This is a genomic window from Cyclobacterium qasimii M12-11B (assembly GCF_000427295.1).
Taxonomy (GTDB): domain Bacteria; phylum Bacteroidota; class Bacteroidia; order Cytophagales; family Cyclobacteriaceae; genus Cyclobacterium; species Cyclobacterium qasimii.
On sequence record NZ_ATNM01000193.1, the window covers coordinates 61,633 to 77,828 of the forward strand.

Consider the following 16,196-nt stretch of genomic DNA (forward strand, 5'->3'; position numbering starts at 1 on the left):
TTAGCTCAATTTTAAGTAATCTTAACTTTTATTCATATTTATGCGAACTCAACAAATAGGTTTATTATTAGGTCCCATCGTTTTTTTTGGATTGTATTTAGGTATTGCACCTGAAGGCTTGTCTCCGGAAGGCGTATCATTATTGGCCGTCACATTTTGGATAGCCATTTGGTGGATTACTGAAGCCATCCCTATTGCAGCCACTGCCCTGCTTCCCTTGGTTTTATTTCCATTGACTGGTGTAATGGCATTAAAAACTACTTCAATCTCCTATTCGGACCCGATGGTGCTATTGTATATGGGAGGTTTTATGATTGCAGTGAGCATTGAAAAGTGGAACCTTCACAAACGTATTGCCCTTAAAATCATTTCTTACCTGGGAACGGATCTCAAACGAATAATACTAGGCTTTATGGTGGCCACTGCATTTCTATCCATGTGGATATCAAATACAGCTACCTCACTAATGATGTTACCCATAGGCATAGCTGTGGTCGTACAAATGTCAAATACTAATAAAGGCATAAAGAAAACCCTAGGACCATCATTAATGCTTGGAATAGCCTACAGTGCGTCTATTGGCGGAATGGCTACCATTATAGGTACGCCCACAAATATCATTTTGACAGCTGTGGTAAACAATATTTATGGCGTAGAAATTAGCTTTGGACAATGGATGCTCGTTGGCTTACCTATAGCCTCTGGATTGTTGATTATTTGCTGGTATTACCTGGTTAATTATGCATTCAAATTTCCAAAAACGTTACAACTGGCTGGTGGAAAAGAGGAGATCAGCAGGCAGCTCCAGGCTTTAGGGGCCATGACGCTCCAGGAAAAGAAGGTGATGTGGGTTTTTATCGGCGTAAGTTTCTCATGGATAACCCGAAGTTTCTTAATCCAGCCTTTTATTCCTGTTTTAAATGATACGATTATTGCCCTTATGGGAGTGTTGCTTTTATTTGTTATTCCTGCTGGAAACGAGAAAAAAGAACAATTACTGGATTGGAAAGTAGCTGAAAAAATTCCTTGGGGAATTCTTATATTATTTGGAGGTGGCTTGGCTTTGGCGGAAGGTTTTAAAGAAACAGGTCTTGCCAACTGGATAGGAGAACAATTTGTACTGCTAGAAAATGTGCCCTTCTGGTTATTTTTATTGATCATAATTGCTGCAGTAAACTTCCTCACAGAAATCACCTCCAATGTGGCCACTGCCTCCATGCTCTTGCCTATTCTTTCAGCAGTGGCTTTGGCCATGGGAGTACATCCCTTCGGGTTAATGATTGGTGCGACAATGGCTGCCTCCTGTGCCTTCATGCTTCCTGTAGCCACGCCTCCAAATGCTGTTGTCTTTGGTTCAGGCTACCTAACCATACCAGTAATGATGCGTGCTGGCTTTTTTCTTAACCTGCTTTCGATTCTTTTAATTTTATTGGTAACCTTGTTTTATCTACCACTTGTATGGGATATCAGTCTGCTTAGTTACCCAGCTGAATGGAAATAGCCTTGGAAAATGCCAATGGAAAAAAGTTTGAAGCTAAGTATCTTATAATGAATGCATAATAATAAGGGGAAGGTTAATACTAAAATTTGTTAAATTCAAGTCATATTAGTTAACCAATTGTCAAAACATTAAAGCTATCTGTTTTTATACCATACATTTCATCAGGAAATAAAAGCGCTATTCCTTATTTAGGATTCAAACGTATGTTTTCATTCCCTTGATTCAACTAGAAATGATGCTAATTTTAGGCTCTTTATAAGGCTCCAATATCATAATTAGGTGGAAGTAAGCTTGATTTCAGGGCTACTTGTGATCGCAAATGCTATAAAAAATTATTTACAAGCCAAACTAATTCTAAGCCAAAACGACCAGCCAGCACTCCTTAGAATAATAAGCCTATTACCTATTTAAACAAAAAAAAGACCTAAGCATTTTGCCTAGGTCTTTCATAAATATAAGAATTGTTAGAATTATCTATCCAACCAGCCTTCTCCTAATTTCTCAGTTAATTTCTGATTGTATTCTTCAACTTTTGAATCATTTTTCAATCGACTATGAACTCGATAAAGAATTTCCATGATATCGGTGTTATCAGGTTGTAAATCTGATGCCTTAGTGAAATAAGGCAATGCTTCCTCATACAAGCTATTGGATTTCGCAAGCATACTTTCAGATTTTGCTTCCCAATCTGCATCAGAAAGATTGTTCACTTCTGTTTCAATGTCTCTGGCTTGGTCCAGATAGATCGCTCCAGCATAATAGTTTCCTTCAAAGAATTCAGGATCTGCTACTACAGCTTTTTTATACTCAGCCAAAGCACCATCTAAGTCTCCTGATTTTTCTTTAAGGTAACCGTACCTTAATAGAATTGCAGAATTGTTAGGATCGCTCTCTAAAGCTTTTTCGATTGAAACCATCGCTTCATCCATCTTATCTAACTGAAGTAATAACTGGATCTCAAATTCAGCTAAACCTTTGTCATCTGGATACTCTTCCCTTGCAGCAGTTACCACACGATAAGCCTCTTCAGGATCATTGTCCTCAGCACTAGCAATTTGAATTAGGAAATAGTAGGCATTCAATTTATTATAACCTTCTACATCCAACAACTGTGTGAAGTACTTTTTAGCTGCTTCGGTATTACTAACCATATTTGCAGTATATCCAGCATTGAATACTATAGAAGTATCATTTGGATCCAAATCGGCTGCCAAAGAGAAAAACTCATGAGAAAGCTCCATGTCTTCTTCTTCATATTTAGCGATTGCTTTGTTAAAAGCTGCATTTTTCAACCTATACACACCTTCTCCTTGGAAATTAGGGGGCATATCAGGCAAAACTTCTTTAAACAAATCCTTACTCACTTTTGAAGTTGAGTCAGCATTCTCCATTTCAAAGGTCTTGATAAAACTCTGTTGAGCTTCACGACCCATAGCTACTGTTGTCTCCGTATTGGATGAATCTACCTCAAACATCTGTGTTTCTATTTTACCTTTGATAAAATAGGTGTCAGATTGTGCTCCAGTTTCTTCATCCGTAATTGCGGATTTGATTTCGGTATAGGCTTCTTCGAGGTTTCCTCTACTAAAGTTTTTCTCAGCAGATTTAACTACCTTTTTTTGGCCAAAGGCAACAGTTGAGGCGATGCCCACCAAAGCCAACGATAAAATTAACTTTTTCATGTTACTAGTGTGGTTCTTTATTGGTTTCAATTACTATTCGTTTATAGGATTATCTTCATTGTCCTCAGTCTGATCAGTATCAGGTTCGTTAGGCGTTTCTGTATCGTCAGGCGCTTCAGTTTCGTTAAGATTTTCTGAATCTTCAGTAACATCTACTGCTTCATCCTCTTCCAGGTTTTCGATTTTTTCTACAGAAGAAATTTCATCAGTTTCATTAAGTCGGATTAACCTAACACCCTGAGTAGCTCTTCCCATTACTCTAATCCCTTTTGCTGGAGTCCTGATAGTAATACCTGATCGATTTATTATCATTAAATCATCTGTATCTACCACTTCTTTTATAGCTACTAATCCACCGGTTTTCTCAGTGATATTCATTGCTTTAACTCCTTTTCCACCCCTATTGGTGATCCTGTATTCAGACAAAAATGAACGTTTACCATAGCCTTTGTCTGTTACGACAAGTAAGGTGGCGTCTTCTCTCTGAACACAAACCATGCCAATTACGTGATTTTCCTCTCCTCCCAGGTTAATGGCTTTCACCCCTGTGGCTGTTCGACCCATTGGCCTAACAGTGGACTCATGGAAGTGAACGGCTCTTCCAGAACTTGATGCGATAACGACGTTCGCATCGCCATTGGTCAACTCTACGTTTAACAGCTGGTCATCTTCCCTAATATTCAAGGCAATGATACCATTTGTTCTTGGCCTGGAGTATTGTTCTAAGGTGGTTTTCTTGATGATACCTTTTTTAGTAATCATCACGATATTGTTATTATTGATATAATCAATATCGGTCAAATCTTTAACCTGTATAATAGACCTAATACTGTCCGTACTCTCAATATTGATAAGGTTCTGGATAGGTCTACCTTTAGATGTTTTACTGCCTTCTGGTATTGCATAAGTTTTGAGCCAGAAAAGTTTACCCTGATCTGTGAATATCAATAGGTAATTGTGGGTCAAAGCAGTAAACAGATAGACGGTATAATCATCTTCTTTGGTGCTTACTCCTCTGGATCCTACTCCTCCTCTACTTTGAGATTTATACTCTGTGAGGACGGTTCTTTTAATGTATCCTTGATTGGAAACGGTAATTACCACTTCCTCATTAGGAATCATGTCCTCATAGTTGAAGTCTTCTGCATTGTGTTCAATGGCAGTTCTTCTCTCGTCGTTGTAACGGGTTTTTATTTCTAGCAATTCATCTTTGATGATCTGCATTCTTCTTTCCTTATTGGCAAGGATATCTTTCAACTCCTCAATAAGTTTCATCAACTCATCGTATTCAAGCTGGATTTTAGCCCTTTCCATGCCAGTAAGACGTTGTAGCCTCATGTCTAGGATTGCGCGCGCTTGAATTTCGGTAAGATCAAATTTTTCCATCAAACCATTTCTGGCTGTTTCAGGGTCTTTTGAATCTCTGATCAACTGGATAACAGCATCAATATTATCCAAGGCAACCAAATAGCCTTCCAGGATATGTGCTCTTTTTTCGGCCTCCTTTAATTCATACTCTGTTCTCCTGACAACTACTTCATGCCTATGGTTTACATAGTGCAGAATAAGCTCTTTCAGGTTTAGTGTAAATGGTCTGCCTTTTACCAAGGCGACATTGTTCACACTAAAGGAAGTTTGAAGCTGTGTATGCTTGTAGAGGTTATTAAGGACAACGCTTGGCATGGCATCTTTCTTGAGCTCATACACTATGCGCATTCCTTGTCTATCCGACTCATCTCTAATGGCAGAAATACCATCAATTTTCTTCTCATTGATTAGCTGAGCTGTTTTCTCAACCATCGAAGCTTTATTGACCTGGTAAGGGATTTCATGGATGATAATCATCTCCTTACCCGAAGCTTTGGTTTCTACTGAAGCCTTGCCTCTTAGAATTACCCTACCTCTACCAGTTTCGAATGCTGCTTTCACACCATTGTACCCATAAATGATCCCCCCAGTAGGGAAATCAGGCGCAATAATGTGCTCCATTAATTCAGGAACAGTAATGTCATTGTTGTCTATATAGGCAAAAATTCCATCAATTACTTCTCCTAAATTGTGAGGCGCCATATTAGTGGCCATACCAACTGCTATACCAGAGGCTCCATTTAGTAATAAGGCCGGAATTTTGGCCGGTAATACTATGGGTTCCTTTAAGGTGTCATCAAAATTTAATTGAAAGTCTACAGTTTCCTTGTTAATATCGGTCAGCAGTTCTTCAGCAATCCTTCTCAATCTTGCCTCTGTGTACCTCATGGCCGCAGGGTTGTCACCATCAATGGACCCGAAGTTTCCTTGAGGATCTACTAATGGATACCGCAATGACCATGGTTGGGCCATTCTAACCAAAGATTCATAAACAGCCGAATCACCATGTGGATGGTATTTACCCAAAACTTCACCGACAATTCTGGCAGATTTTTTATAAGGCTTGTTGTGGGAAACCCCCAACTCCTGCATTCCATAAAGGATTCTGCGATGTACTGGCTTTAAACCGTCTCTTACATCCGGTAAAGCCCGGGAAACAATTACCGACATCGAATAATCGATGTAGGCGCCGCGCATTTCGTCCTCAATATTAATCGGAATGATGTTCTCGTTTTCTCCTTGAGCCATATTTAATTTTTCTCGCTTATAACCTGCAAGATAGCAAAAAGTAAAGGTTTAGAAAAATATTATATTTCTTACAATTCAATAATTCGGTATCCTTTTTATATTCATGGAGTTAATTTTCCATTTTACAGGAATTAATTTGGAATATAACCATGTAAAACCCCCAAATCAGTTGCCATACCACTGACCTACTTTTCTATTCTGCCTTTTCCAAATGGAGCTCCCTCTGTACTCAACACCATTGTGAAGATGCTTCATAACTACCTTACAACCTGCTACTTTACATCTTTTGGATCCTGGAAGACTCATGGAAACACCTACCTGTAAAGTATAAATTGATTGTTTAAGCGACTGAATTTCCATCGGATCGGTCATATTATATTCATAAGGCCTGAATTCTGCCGCAGGTTTTATAAAAACTTTCGAATATTCTGATAAATCTCTCTCAAATCTAAGTCCTACTCCATAATATCCTGAACTGGCAGTAAGTCGAGGATCAAGAGATTTCTTTAACTTCATGGATCCAAACTCCCCTTCAGCAATTATTCGCCATGGATAAAATTGTCTTGCTCTTTGTTTGAGTTGGTTTTGCATGGAGATATTACCCTCGGAATACTTCCTATACTGCCACCTCAGAAATGCACCTCGCTTTTTAGCGTCCCAAAGAATCAAGCCTACTGTGCCATAGAATTTATCATAAGTATACTGCTCTTCTTCTAGGGTAAAAGTATTTCCTGCGCCATTGAATTCATCAAAACTTCCCCATTCTCTACCATACCCAGCACCTACAACAAGCATGTCAAATAAATTAAGGCGAACCCCAAGGTTTAAAGGATAGGCGAAATTATTATTTCTAAATGAAATGGTATCCTCAATTGTTAGCTCCGCTGGCTCCATGGTGGACAAATCCGTGATAGGATAATTTTCAGGCATTTCACTGTTAAAAATAAGTCGGTTCTCATGATAACCTGCTCCTGTAGACAATTCAAAAGAAAAGTTACTGACTGCATTTCTAAATGCATTGCCCACCTCGCTTTCGCTTTTTTTGCTTTTAATTTTCCTGTCTATACCAAAAATATCCTCCTGTGCTTTACTTTGAAAAGTTACCGTAGCAAGTAAAACTACCATGAGGCTAGTCAAAGAAATCAATCGCTTATTCAATTCCATAGTTATAAATGGTCTTTAATTTACTAACGCAATAAAACAAAAAAACCCTCAAAAATTGAGGGTTTTTTTTCTTAACGCTTAAGAAATCGTTTATTAACTCTCGTCAGAAGTACTTTCTTCTTCAGCTGGAGTTCTTTTTTCTTTTAATTCAGCCATTAAACTATCCACTTTTTCTTTAACCTCAGGATTTGCTTTCATTGCCTTGTTTACTTTATTGTAAGTTGCAATTCCTAAAACGTCATCGTTTTTAATCAGGCCAATTTTCAATTCTCTAACTTCTGTGCTTAAGGAACCCATAAATTCCAAAATTGCTTCATAAGCTACTTTCTCCTCGTCGGTGATTTCAATTTCGGCAAGCTTTGCCTCATCTTCCCATGCACCTTTTATATCGTTATAACGGCCAGCTCCATCTATGACTTCGTTTTCCTTAATCATACTGATTAACTCAACATTTTTTTGCTCATAAAAGGCCATTACAGAGTCTTCCATTGCAGCAAATTTTGCAATTTCTTCATCCGTAATTTCTTCTACAGCTTCATCTTGTGCTTGCGCATTAAAACCTATTAAACCACAGAATAAAAAGGCCAATCCTAATAATTTCTTCATAATTTTTCTTAATTTATTAAATGCTATCTACCCTCGAATTAAATCAGAATCAACCAATTTAACAAACAATGAACCAAAAAACATGTTAAAAATTCATGGAAAAGAGGTTAATATTGAATTTAAACAATAAATTTAAGCTTATTAATTGTTTCCGTAGGATTTTCTGAGGAAAATACAAAGTTCCCAGCAACCAGAACATTTGCACCGGCATCCAACAGCTTTTTAGCGTTAGATAAGCTCACTCCCCCATCAATTTCTATTTTTGCATGAGATCCTGTTTCTACAATTAATTGACTTAAAGCCTGTATCTTTTTATAGGTGTTTTCTATAAATTCTTGTCCTCCAAAACCAGGGTTTACGGACATGATTAGGACGGTATCTACCTCTCTAATAATATCTTGCAAACTCCTAACAGGTGTATGCGGATTGAGTGCTACTCCAGCTTTACAATCCATTGCTTTGATGGCCTGGATCGTACGATGTAGATGTGGGCAAGCTTCAATGTGTACTGTGATTTGAGCAGCACCAGCTTTGTGAAATGCCTCAAGGTACTTGTCAGGCTCTACAATCATTAAATGAACGTCCAAAGGCTTTTTTGCATGCCTATTTACAGCCTCTACTACAGGTAATCCAAAAGAAATATTTGGAACAAATACACCATCCATAATGTCGACATGGATAAGATCTGCAACAGAATTATTAATCATTTCTACTTCCTTCTGAAGGTTAGCAAAATCGGCTGCCAATATTGAGGGCGCTATCAAAGGATTCATAAGGAATGGGATTTAGGTTAAAATAATAATCGATTAATATACAAAAAAGGGAATTTTAAGGTCAATTCCTTATTTCTTCCACAACTTCACCTTTGAGGCTGTGGAATCATCTTGTAATTCAACCAGATATATTCCAGGATTCAATAATTTCATGCTTACATTATAGGGGAAATTTTTTCCCATTCTCTCCAGATCATGTTCACTGATCACCTTGCCATCGCTGGAATACAGCTTCATCGTACAATCAGTGCTGCTTCCGAACTCAATAAGCAATTGATCTGCCACCAAAGGGTTAGGATAGATTCTCGTGGCAGTAGCTTTTTCGGGATCCATTACAGGAAAAAGTTCACCAAACATGGCCCTTGTGAAATCAGGAATGCCATAACCAAGTTCATTATCAGGCTCGGAGTATTGTGAACCACTTAGGATTAGCTGGTCTCTTAATTCTTTGCTTGTCCAATCAGGATTTGCTTCCCTCAGGCCTACTGCCAGTGCAGCGACTTGTGGAGCAGAAAAAGAAGTACCACTGGCAGTACTGGTGCTCCCTACCTGTCGCCAAAGGGTTACCCCGCTACCATAAGCCACAAGTTCAGGTTTTATTCTATCATCAGCACTTGGACCAATAGAGCTGAATCCTGCTTTTTCAAAACTACTATTTATCGCACCCACGGCAATTATTCCTTTCGCATCTGCTGGGGCGGTGATTGTTTTCCAGCTAATATTCCCTTCATTGCCAGCACTGCTGATCACAAGTATTCCTTTCTCAGCAGCCATATTGGCTCCTTTGGTAATAACTGCGGTTTCTCCATCCAGGTCTTCCGTGGAGTAATTCATTTCGGCATCGTCGAAAAAATTGTACCCAAGAGAGCTATTGATCACATCCACCCCAAGGCTGTCTGCAAATTCTGCAGCCCTGACCCAATTGTATTCTTCGATTCTATATTCAGAATCTACATCCTCTGTGATGCACAAAATATAATTGGCTCCATAAGCTCCTGCGATAAGGTTTTCAGGATCATAAGCAGCCATTAAGGACAAAGTACCTGTCCCATGGGTATCTGCCCTAAATACTGTAGTAGAGCCTGCCAAAACCAGGTCTTTAGTGGCTGCAATCTTATTCCCATCAAACAAATGATCAAAGGCTGGAATATTATCCACATTCAAAAATCCGGCATCAAAAATTGCTACCAATACCCCTTCACCTGTATATCCAGCATTGTGCATGTCAGAAATGCCTAAAATACTGTTTTGAAAATCGAAATTGGAGACTTCCACAGCCTTCTTAAGCCGCTTTTTCTTTTTTTAACCTTGTAACTCTGGGTGCTACTTTCCAATTGGCTTGGCCCACCTTTGGCAATTAAAATTACTTCGCTAACAAAATCCAATGCTGCGATATTATCAATTTCCTCCGATGAGGCATTTACTATGGAGGCATTTAACCATTTGGTATGAAAAATAAAGTCATCTACATAAGGCCTTAAGGATTCAACGTACTTATTAGACACAGGTAAGTCAGTACTATCCAATAAAACCTTGTCTCTATCCCTTCGAAGCAATGTTTTTTGAGTCAACCAGGTTTCAGGATGTTCGAGACTGTAAGAGCTATCTGGTTTATATTTATAATGTACTGCATACCGGTCCTGGGCAATTACATTGAAAGTAATTAAACAGAAAACAAAAGCTAACGCTACACTATAATTTACCATAATTTATAAGCCTCAAATGTGTAAAACGGCCTTCCTGAATAATTTGTTCGCCTAAACAATCATTTCTAGAGCAATACTGGAATACTTCATAGTAACTTTCAACCAAACCAATACTATTTGCAAACACGGCATACCTGTTGTCTCTGATGGTGATTAAATCATCTTCTTCACTAACTCTAACCTTAACAGCATCAGGAAAGGCAAATTCATTCAATATATAAGACCCCGTACTTTCAATAAAGTAACTTTCGGGCAGGTTATTGTTCAGGGCATTTCCATTCCAACTGAAATCCACTGCCAAAGGATAAACCAAAATGATTTCCTGAAGGTTATTGTATTGCTTAATAATTCGATTATTACTAAATGTGGCCGTATAGACCACTTCGTTTGTCCAGTCAGTTTTATTCAAAGATTTCTTACGATGAAACAGGTAAACCAGGTCCTTGTCTTCATTCAAATAAAAATCAGCGATCTCATCGCGGTAAAAATAACTTTCTGTTTCGAAGTCTTCCTCTCCATAATAGATCGTTTCGTCAACGCTGTAATCCCAAAAATTTCCTATTGCCAGTGGATAATAGGTAGAGGTAATCACTTCAGGATCCTCTTGCTCTTCTGTACAGCTACCCATAAAAATAAGGAGAGGTAGCAACCAATACCTTTTATTAAAAATTTTCATTTTCTATCTTTGAATTCAATTGAAAATTACGGAAATAATCGACTAAAATAAAATGGCTTTAAAAACTTTTGTAAAGATAAGTAATGTCAACAACTTAAGCGATGCACGCTACTGTTCTGGAATGTATGTTAACCTTATGGGTTTTTCCCTTGAAAAGAACAATGAGTATTACGTAACGCCAACAGCTTTTAAAGAAATTACAGATTGGTTATCCGGATTGGAATACGTTGCGGAATTCTCGGACAGTCATCCCGATACTATTTTAGAAACGATGGCGCAGTATGAAGGGTTCTCTTACATTCAAATTGCTGAAAGACTTCATCTCCCAATGCTTAAAAATACCAGTTACTCCTTAATCTTCAAATACACTTTAGAAAAACCCGAAGACTTAGAGGACTTATTGGACCTGGCGCCCACGCTAAAAGAAAACGACATAATACTAAACCTCGAATCTGACACCTCCATGGAAATTACAGAGGGAATTCAGGAAGAAATCAAAAAAATAGCAGCAAAATGTGATTTGCTACTTGGATTTGGCTTTGATGATAAAAACATTGACCAACTTCTGGATTCAATACCTCTAAAAGGTATCAGCATGAAGGCAGGACATGAAATTAAGCCTGGAATAAAAGATTTTGATGAATTGGCGGATATCCTGGAAGCCATTGAAGTAGAAGACTAGGCTTATTTAAAACCAAATTCTATGTATTTGATGGTCTCCCCTTTTTCCATAAACATTTTCTCATAACGCGTCATGATGCCATGATGGTCGTCTTTCCATTCTGATTGGTAAAAATCTCTGGTGTTTTTGAAAATGACGATATCGTCTCTATTCTCAAATAACTCAAAGGTATATTCATACAATCCAGTATTGTCCGTTTTGAAATGTACATGGCCCTTCGGGGTCATGATTTTTTATACCTTTCCAAAAACTTTGGAGAAGTAAGCCTTTTTCGCTCCTCCCTGTCCTTAGGCCTTGGGTCTGGAAAAGTTATCCAGAGCTCATCTATTTCACCCTCATCAAATGATTCCTCTATCAACTCTATTTGAGCTCTTAAAAAGGCTACATTTTGCAAGCCTTCAGCTATGGCAATGGTGCTGCCTTTCCAGATTCTTCCTCCTTTGATATCCACTCCAACAAAATTCTTATTGGGTTCAACCCTTGCTTGTCCTACGGTAAACTCCCCCCTGCCACAGGCCAATTCAACAACCATCGGTGCTTCATTTTGAAACTGATCCGCTTTCCAGTTACCTTTTATCTTTTCGAAACTTTCTTTTCCAGGCTGGATTACATTGGTGTTCTCTTCGATTTGTCGGAATCGCTCTAGTTTATTTCTTCCCATTTCTATAATTCATTTATTTCTGCAACAACAAAGGTACTTCCTCCAATAAAAATCAGATCCTCTGCACTTGCCCTTCTTTTAGCATCCGCTAATGCGGCATTTACTTCCGAAACCACTGTCCCATTCAAGCCAAAACCTGCTGCCAGGGTTTGTAGTGACTCGGCAGGCATTGAACGAGGTTGATCGGCCTCACAAAAAATGTAGATGGCCTCTTTGGGTAATTTTTCAAATACTTTTTGGTGGTCTTTGTCCTTCACCATCCCCAGCACCATGTACAGCTGTCGTTCCTGTTTCAAGGACATTAACTGCCCAACAATCTCTTGAATACCATCCATGTTATGACCTGTATCACAAATGGTTAAAGGATTTTCCTGTAATATTTGCCAACGTCCTTTAAGTCCGGTATTCTTGACAATATTGGCCAATCCTGCGGACACCTGTTTATCATCAATCTGAAGGCCCATTTCATTTAAAATACCTAGAGCGGATAATATACCTGGCAGGTTTTTGGCCTGATAACTACCCAATAGGTCCAATTGAACCTTTTGTAAACCTATAGAAGAACCAACAATGTCATAATCTATCCGTCTTTTTCCACTTGTATCCGTCGAGTATCCATTAAATTTTGCCTGGATCGATTTATCAGCAAATGTTAGGCTTGCCTTGTTTTCTAAGGCTTTATTTTGAAATACTTCGGTAGTTTCAGGTTGCGTTTGACCAATCACAACAGGCACATTTTCTTTGATTATTCCAGCCTTCTCAAAAGCAATTTTGTCGAGACTGTCTCCTAGAAATTGTTCATGATCAAATCCAATATTTGTAATGATACTCAGTATGGGATGAATAATATTGGTGCTATCAAACCTACCTCCCATGCCTGTTTCAACTATAGCATAATCTACTCCCATCCTGGCAAAATAATCAAAGGAAAGGGCGACGGTCATTTCAAAAAAACTTGGTTTTAATGCTAACAAAAAAGACTTATTGGCCTCTACAAAGCTTATTACCTCACTTTCAGGTATTTCTAGGCCATTTATTTTTATTCTTTCTCGAAAGGATTTGAGATGCGGTGAAGTATAAAGCCCTGTTTTAAAGCCTGCTTCTTGCAATACCGAAGCCAAGGAATGGGCTGTGCTGCCTTTACCATTGGTGCCTGCAATGTGAATGCTTTTAAACCTGGTTTGAGGATCCCCCAGGTGCGCGCAAAGTTTTAAAGTGTTGCTAAGGTCTTTTTTAAAAGCAGAAGCTCCTACACGTTGAAACATAGGAAGGGCCTGGAGCAAAAAGTCCAGGGAGGATTGATAGTTCATTGAGGTCAATTAATCTACTCGGATGATAAAGGTGATTTTACCTTTCGAATATTCAGCAATGGCGTTTCCACTTTGAGGCTTAAAGGTCAAACTTCTTACTACACTACGATAATAGTTCAATACCTCATTTGATACTGAATAGGTATCAGGAGTAGCTTGTACAATTTTACCCCCGGAATCTATCGTTATATTAAAAATAATTTGGCCATTCCTATTGGAAACCCTGTCTTGGATGTTTGGTCTAGAAGCAAAATCCCAACCAGCAAGGTCAAGGTTATACCCCCCACCGTCACCGGTATTGCCTTTACCTGATTGTAAAATTGACCTTCCGTCTATGGTTCCATTTGGATTGCCTTCATCACCTGCTTGCGTACTGTTACCCTGGCTGCTACCAGCTGAAGGTTTCTTGCCTGTTCCAGTGGTACCTCCAGCTCCAAATATAGCTCTGGGGTCTACGGTAGGCTGAGGTTTTTCTACCTTTTCAGGCTGAGGTTCTTTTTCAGGTTGACTCTTAACAGGAACTTCAGCTTTGGTAGTCGTCTCTTTAGGACTTTCTTTTTTCTCCACCACTTTCTTTTCAGCTTTCACAGGGCTAGGTGTTTTAGCTACTGCCTCAACCTTAGGTTGTGTCTTTTTTGGTTCTGCGGGTGCAGGATTAGCCTTCGGTGGTGTTACAGGTGTTACGGTCTCAGTAACCTGCGGCGCAGGATCACCTGGTGCCGCTGCCTCAGTAGTTTGTTCCTGACTAGGAGAAGGTGGTGTTTCTGTCTGCTTTGAATCCGAACCCATATCTGAAAATCCAAGGTTCAACTCCAACCCAAATTGAGACATGGGAGGAACCGGTTGTTTCCACACCATGACAAAATAGAGTCCAATCAAAAGCAATACATTAAAGACAAGCGTAATGATTAATGCTTTCCGATTATTTTCCGCTGTAGCTTTATCGTCTTCCCAAACTTCCATCTCTTACTTAAACGGTTGTGTTGCTATGGTCACATTGGCTCCAAGGCTGGCTGCATAGCCACCTATTTCCACCAAATATTCCACTGGCACTTCTTTATCGATATGCAAAACCACATATCCTTTATTATCCTTCAATAACGCTGTCAATGCATTTTTAATTTCATCTCTGGAGACTTGTTTATCATTGACTGCAAACCTGAGATCTTTTGTTACACTTACCGTTACCTCTTGCATAACGATATCTGAACTTTCACTAGAGGGTAAATTCACAGGAAGGCCAGATGGCGTTATAAATGAGGAGGTAAGCATAAAAAATATAAGCAATAGAAAGATAATATCAGTCATGGAAGACATGCTGAAACTAGCTTCTATTTTATTTTTTGACTGCAGTGCCATATTATTTTTTATCCTGTAAAAGGTCAATAAACTCGATCGTAGTGTATTCCATATTATGGATAAGCTTAGATACACGCGTTACCAGGTAGTTATAACCTAGATAAGCTACGATTCCTACCACCAAGCCTGTAGCTGTGGTAATCATGGCTTCGTAAATACCTGTGGAAAGAAGCTTTGGAGAGACCATTCCTTCCTCCTGGGCTACACCTATAAATGCACGAATCATACCTGCAACGGTTCCTAAAAAGCCAATCATAGGAGCCGCACCAGAAACTGTAGCCATTAAACTGAGGTTTTTCTCCAGTTTATAAATTTCAATTTTCCCTACATTTTCTATGGCCACTTCAATGTTTTTAAGTGGGCTACCAATTCTTTCCAATCCTTTAGAAATCATGTGTGCGACAGGCGTTTCTTCACCTTGACAAACCATTTTGGCTTGTTCTATATTGCCACTCTGTACCATCATTTTCACTTGGTCGATCATCCCTTTAGGCGTTTTAGAAGCCTTCTTAAGGGTGATAATACGCTCAATGAAAATAAATATGGCAAGGATAAAAAGTAAATAAAGGGGGATCATCATATAGCCACCCTTAATCATTAAATCCAACAGTCCAATATCATTGGAGCCTGCACTTTCCATAAGGGCAAGAGAATCTACAGCCTGAAGGCCATCATTAGTTGACAAAGTTTGTAGTAATATCATATTAGTATTTCAAAACCCATAAGTTTTCCTTGTAATCCTCTTGAACTTCCTCCATTGCTTCTAAAGCCAGATCTACATTCTCATATTGACCAATCGCCAATCTGTAATAATGGATCTTTCCATAGGGATGTATCAAAAACGTATTCTCTCCTTTTTTATTGAGTCTATTGGAATAATCTCTTGCAAGATCATCATCAATAAAGCTTGCCACTACTAAAAAGTATCTTGGAGCACTTTCCTGGGAGTTAATTTCCGAAAGTACAGGCAATTTTTCTTCTTCAACTACAGGTTCCTCAATCACCGCTTCCTCTTCAGGTGCTGCTGAAGATGGGACTTGTTCTGTTGATAACTCAGCCTTTTCTTTTTCCGGCGAAGTTCCCTGATTCAGCTGATCAAAGATCCCGAAATAATAAAGTCCAAAACCCAAACCGATTATAAACAAAAGAATAATTAAAAAGACCCCAAGGGTATTGTCCTTTTCCTTTTCTACTGGCGGATTATTTTTTGATTCAATACCAGGTTTTATACCTGCTGCACCTGAACCAGACTCAGAACCTTTGGCACCTTCCAATGGTGTTACATTGACCGGAGGCAGTCCAAAGTCCTCATCATTATCGGATTGGCTATTTTGATCCTTGGAATTTTTATCAGACATCTTAAAAATTGTTATTTTAATCCACTAAGCTAAAGTAAAACCAGCAAATCGCCAATATTGACACGAAAAATTCCGCTATTCCAAATATTATAATTTTAAGAC

The 16,196-nt window shown here is 38.7% G+C and carries 15 protein-coding genes and 1 pseudogene; 2 read left to right on the top strand and 14 right to left on the bottom strand.

The window, feature by feature from the left end; genetic code table 11:
* Positions 1-40 precede the first annotated feature (40 nt).
* On the top strand, positions 41-1,501 hold the full coding sequence (locus ADICYQ_RS23825) for an SLC13 family permease (protein ID WP_020891498.1): 1,461 nt from the start codon (positions 41-43) through the stop codon (positions 1,499-1,501).
* 470 nt (positions 1,502-1,971) lie between these two features.
* On the opposite strand, the gene ADICYQ_RS23830 is transcribed toward ADICYQ_RS23825, so the two are convergent.
* The 8 genes from ADICYQ_RS23830 to ADICYQ_RS23860 form a co-directional block, all read right to left on the bottom strand.
* On the bottom strand, positions 1,972-3,183 hold the full coding sequence (locus tag ADICYQ_RS23830; protein ID WP_020891499.1) for a tetratricopeptide repeat protein: 1,212 nt from the start codon (positions 3,181-3,183) through the stop codon (positions 1,972-1,974).
* Between the two features lie 33 nt (positions 3,184-3,216).
* Complete coding sequence (gene gyrA / locus ADICYQ_RS23835; RefSeq protein ID WP_020891500.1) at positions 3,217-5,799, bottom strand: DNA gyrase subunit A; 2,583 nt, start codon at positions 5,797-5,799, stop codon at positions 3,217-3,219.
* 165 nt (positions 5,800-5,964) lie between these two features.
* The gene (locus tag ADICYQ_RS23840) at positions 5,965-6,963 is read right to left on the bottom strand and encodes a hypothetical protein (protein WP_040418018.1); all 999 of its coding nucleotides are present in this window, start codon (positions 6,961-6,963) and stop codon (positions 5,965-5,967) included.
* 93 nt (positions 6,964-7,056) lie between these two features.
* Entirely contained in the window at positions 7,057-7,569 is a 513-nt protein-coding gene (locus ADICYQ_RS23845; RefSeq protein WP_020891502.1) for a hypothetical protein, read from the bottom strand.
* Between the two features lie 119 nt (positions 7,570-7,688).
* The gene (gene rpe, locus ADICYQ_RS23850) at positions 7,689-8,342 is read right to left on the bottom strand and encodes a ribulose-phosphate 3-epimerase (protein ID WP_020891503.1); all 654 of its coding nucleotides are present in this window, start codon (positions 8,340-8,342) and stop codon (positions 7,689-7,691) included.
* Between the two features lie 69 nt (positions 8,343-8,411).
* Entirely contained in the window at positions 8,412-9,617 is a 1,206-nt protein-coding gene (locus tag ADICYQ_RS23855; RefSeq protein WP_235114884.1) for a S8 family serine peptidase, read from the bottom strand.
* Positions 9,578-10,048, bottom strand: coding sequence for a hypothetical protein (locus ADICYQ_RS29160; protein ID WP_235114886.1), 471 nt, complete (start codon positions 10,046-10,048; stop codon positions 9,578-9,580). Before ADICYQ_RS29160 ends, ADICYQ_RS23855 begins: the two co-directional genes overlap by 40 nt.
* Entirely contained in the window at positions 10,035-10,724 is a 690-nt protein-coding gene (locus ADICYQ_RS23860) for a hypothetical protein (RefSeq protein WP_051160350.1), read from the bottom strand. Before ADICYQ_RS23860 ends, ADICYQ_RS29160 begins: the two co-directional genes overlap by 14 nt.
* Before the next feature lie 52 nt (positions 10,725-10,776).
* Between ADICYQ_RS23860 and ADICYQ_RS23865 the strand changes: the two genes are divergently transcribed.
* Entirely contained in the window at positions 10,777-11,406 is a 630-nt protein-coding gene (locus ADICYQ_RS23865; RefSeq protein WP_020891507.1) for a beta/alpha barrel domain-containing protein, read from the top strand.
* Between the two features lie 2 nt (positions 11,407-11,408).
* On the opposite strand, the pseudogene trmB reads toward ADICYQ_RS23865, so the two are convergent.
* From trmB to ADICYQ_RS23895, 6 genes and pseudogenes are all read right to left on the bottom strand, one after another.
* Positions 11,409-12,067 (bottom strand): annotated as a pseudogene (gene trmB, locus ADICYQ_RS23870) (tRNA (guanosine(46)-N7)-methyltransferase TrmB).
* 2 nt (positions 12,068-12,069) lie between these two features.
* Entirely contained in the window at positions 12,070-13,377 is a 1,308-nt protein-coding gene (locus ADICYQ_RS23875; RefSeq protein ID WP_020891510.1) for a bifunctional folylpolyglutamate synthase/dihydrofolate synthase, read from the bottom strand.
* A gap of 9 nt (positions 13,378-13,386) precedes the next feature.
* On the bottom strand, positions 13,387-14,340 hold the full coding sequence (locus ADICYQ_RS23880) for a hypothetical protein (RefSeq protein ID WP_020891511.1): 954 nt from the start codon (positions 14,338-14,340) through the stop codon (positions 13,387-13,389).
* A 3-nt stretch (positions 14,341-14,343) separates the two neighbouring features.
* The gene (locus tag ADICYQ_RS23885; protein WP_040418020.1) at positions 14,344-14,736 is read right to left on the bottom strand and encodes an ExbD/TolR family protein; all 393 of its coding nucleotides are present in this window, start codon (positions 14,734-14,736) and stop codon (positions 14,344-14,346) included.
* Position 14,737: 1 nt separating this feature from the next.
* A complete protein-coding gene (locus ADICYQ_RS23890; protein ID WP_020891513.1) occupies positions 14,738-15,439 on the bottom strand; it encodes a MotA/TolQ/ExbB proton channel family protein in 702 nt (233 codons plus the stop codon).
* Position 15,440: 1 nt separating this feature from the next.
* Positions 15,441-16,094, bottom strand: a complete 654-nt coding sequence (locus tag ADICYQ_RS23895; RefSeq protein WP_020891514.1) for an SPOR domain-containing protein — start codon at positions 16,092-16,094, stop codon at positions 15,441-15,443.
* Positions 16,095-16,196: the final 102 nt, after the last annotated feature.

Excerpts from the sequence above, each read along its gene's own strand:
- ADICYQ_RS23825 (WP_020891498.1), top strand. The coding sequence starts at position 41 with ATGCGAACTCAACAAATAGGTTTATTATTAGGTCCCATCGTTTTTTTT.
- ADICYQ_RS23830 (WP_020891499.1), bottom strand. The coding sequence starts at position 3,183 with ATGAAAAAGTTAATTTTATCGTTGGCTTTGGTGGGCATCGCCTCAACT.
- gyrA (WP_020891500.1), bottom strand. The coding sequence starts at position 5,799 with ATGGCTCAAGGAGAAAACGAGAACATCATTCCGATTAATATTGAGGAC.
- ADICYQ_RS23840 (WP_040418018.1), bottom strand. The coding sequence starts at position 6,963 with ATGGAATTGAATAAGCGATTGATTTCTTTGACTAGCCTCATGGTAGTT.
- ADICYQ_RS23845 (WP_020891502.1), bottom strand. The coding sequence starts at position 7,569 with ATGAAGAAATTATTAGGATTGGCCTTTTTATTCTGTGGTTTAATAGGT.
- rpe (WP_020891503.1), bottom strand. The coding sequence starts at position 8,342 with ATGAATCCTTTGATAGCGCCCTCAATATTGGCAGCCGATTTTGCTAAC.
- ADICYQ_RS29160 (WP_235114886.1), bottom strand. The coding sequence starts at position 10,048 with ATGGTAAATTATAGTGTAGCGTTAGCTTTTGTTTTCTGTTTAATTACT.
- ADICYQ_RS23860 (WP_051160350.1), bottom strand. The coding sequence starts at position 10,724 with ATGAAAATTTTTAATAAAAGGTATTGGTTGCTACCTCTCCTTATTTTT.
- ADICYQ_RS23865 (WP_020891507.1), top strand. The coding sequence starts at position 10,777 with ATGGCTTTAAAAACTTTTGTAAAGATAAGTAATGTCAACAACTTAAGC.
- ADICYQ_RS23875 (WP_020891510.1), bottom strand. The coding sequence starts at position 13,377 with ATGAACTATCAATCCTCCCTGGACTTTTTGCTCCAGGCCCTTCCTATG.
- ADICYQ_RS23880 (WP_020891511.1), bottom strand. The coding sequence starts at position 14,340 with ATGGAAGTTTGGGAAGACGATAAAGCTACAGCGGAAAATAATCGGAAA.
- ADICYQ_RS23885 (WP_040418020.1), bottom strand. The coding sequence starts at position 14,736 with ATGGCACTGCAGTCAAAAAATAAAATAGAAGCTAGTTTCAGCATGTCT.
- ADICYQ_RS23890 (WP_020891513.1), bottom strand. The coding sequence starts at position 15,439 with ATGATATTACTACAAACTTTGTCAACTAATGATGGCCTTCAGGCTGTA.
- ADICYQ_RS23895 (WP_020891514.1), bottom strand. The coding sequence starts at position 16,094 with ATGTCTGATAAAAATTCCAAGGATCAAAATAGCCAATCCGATAATGAT.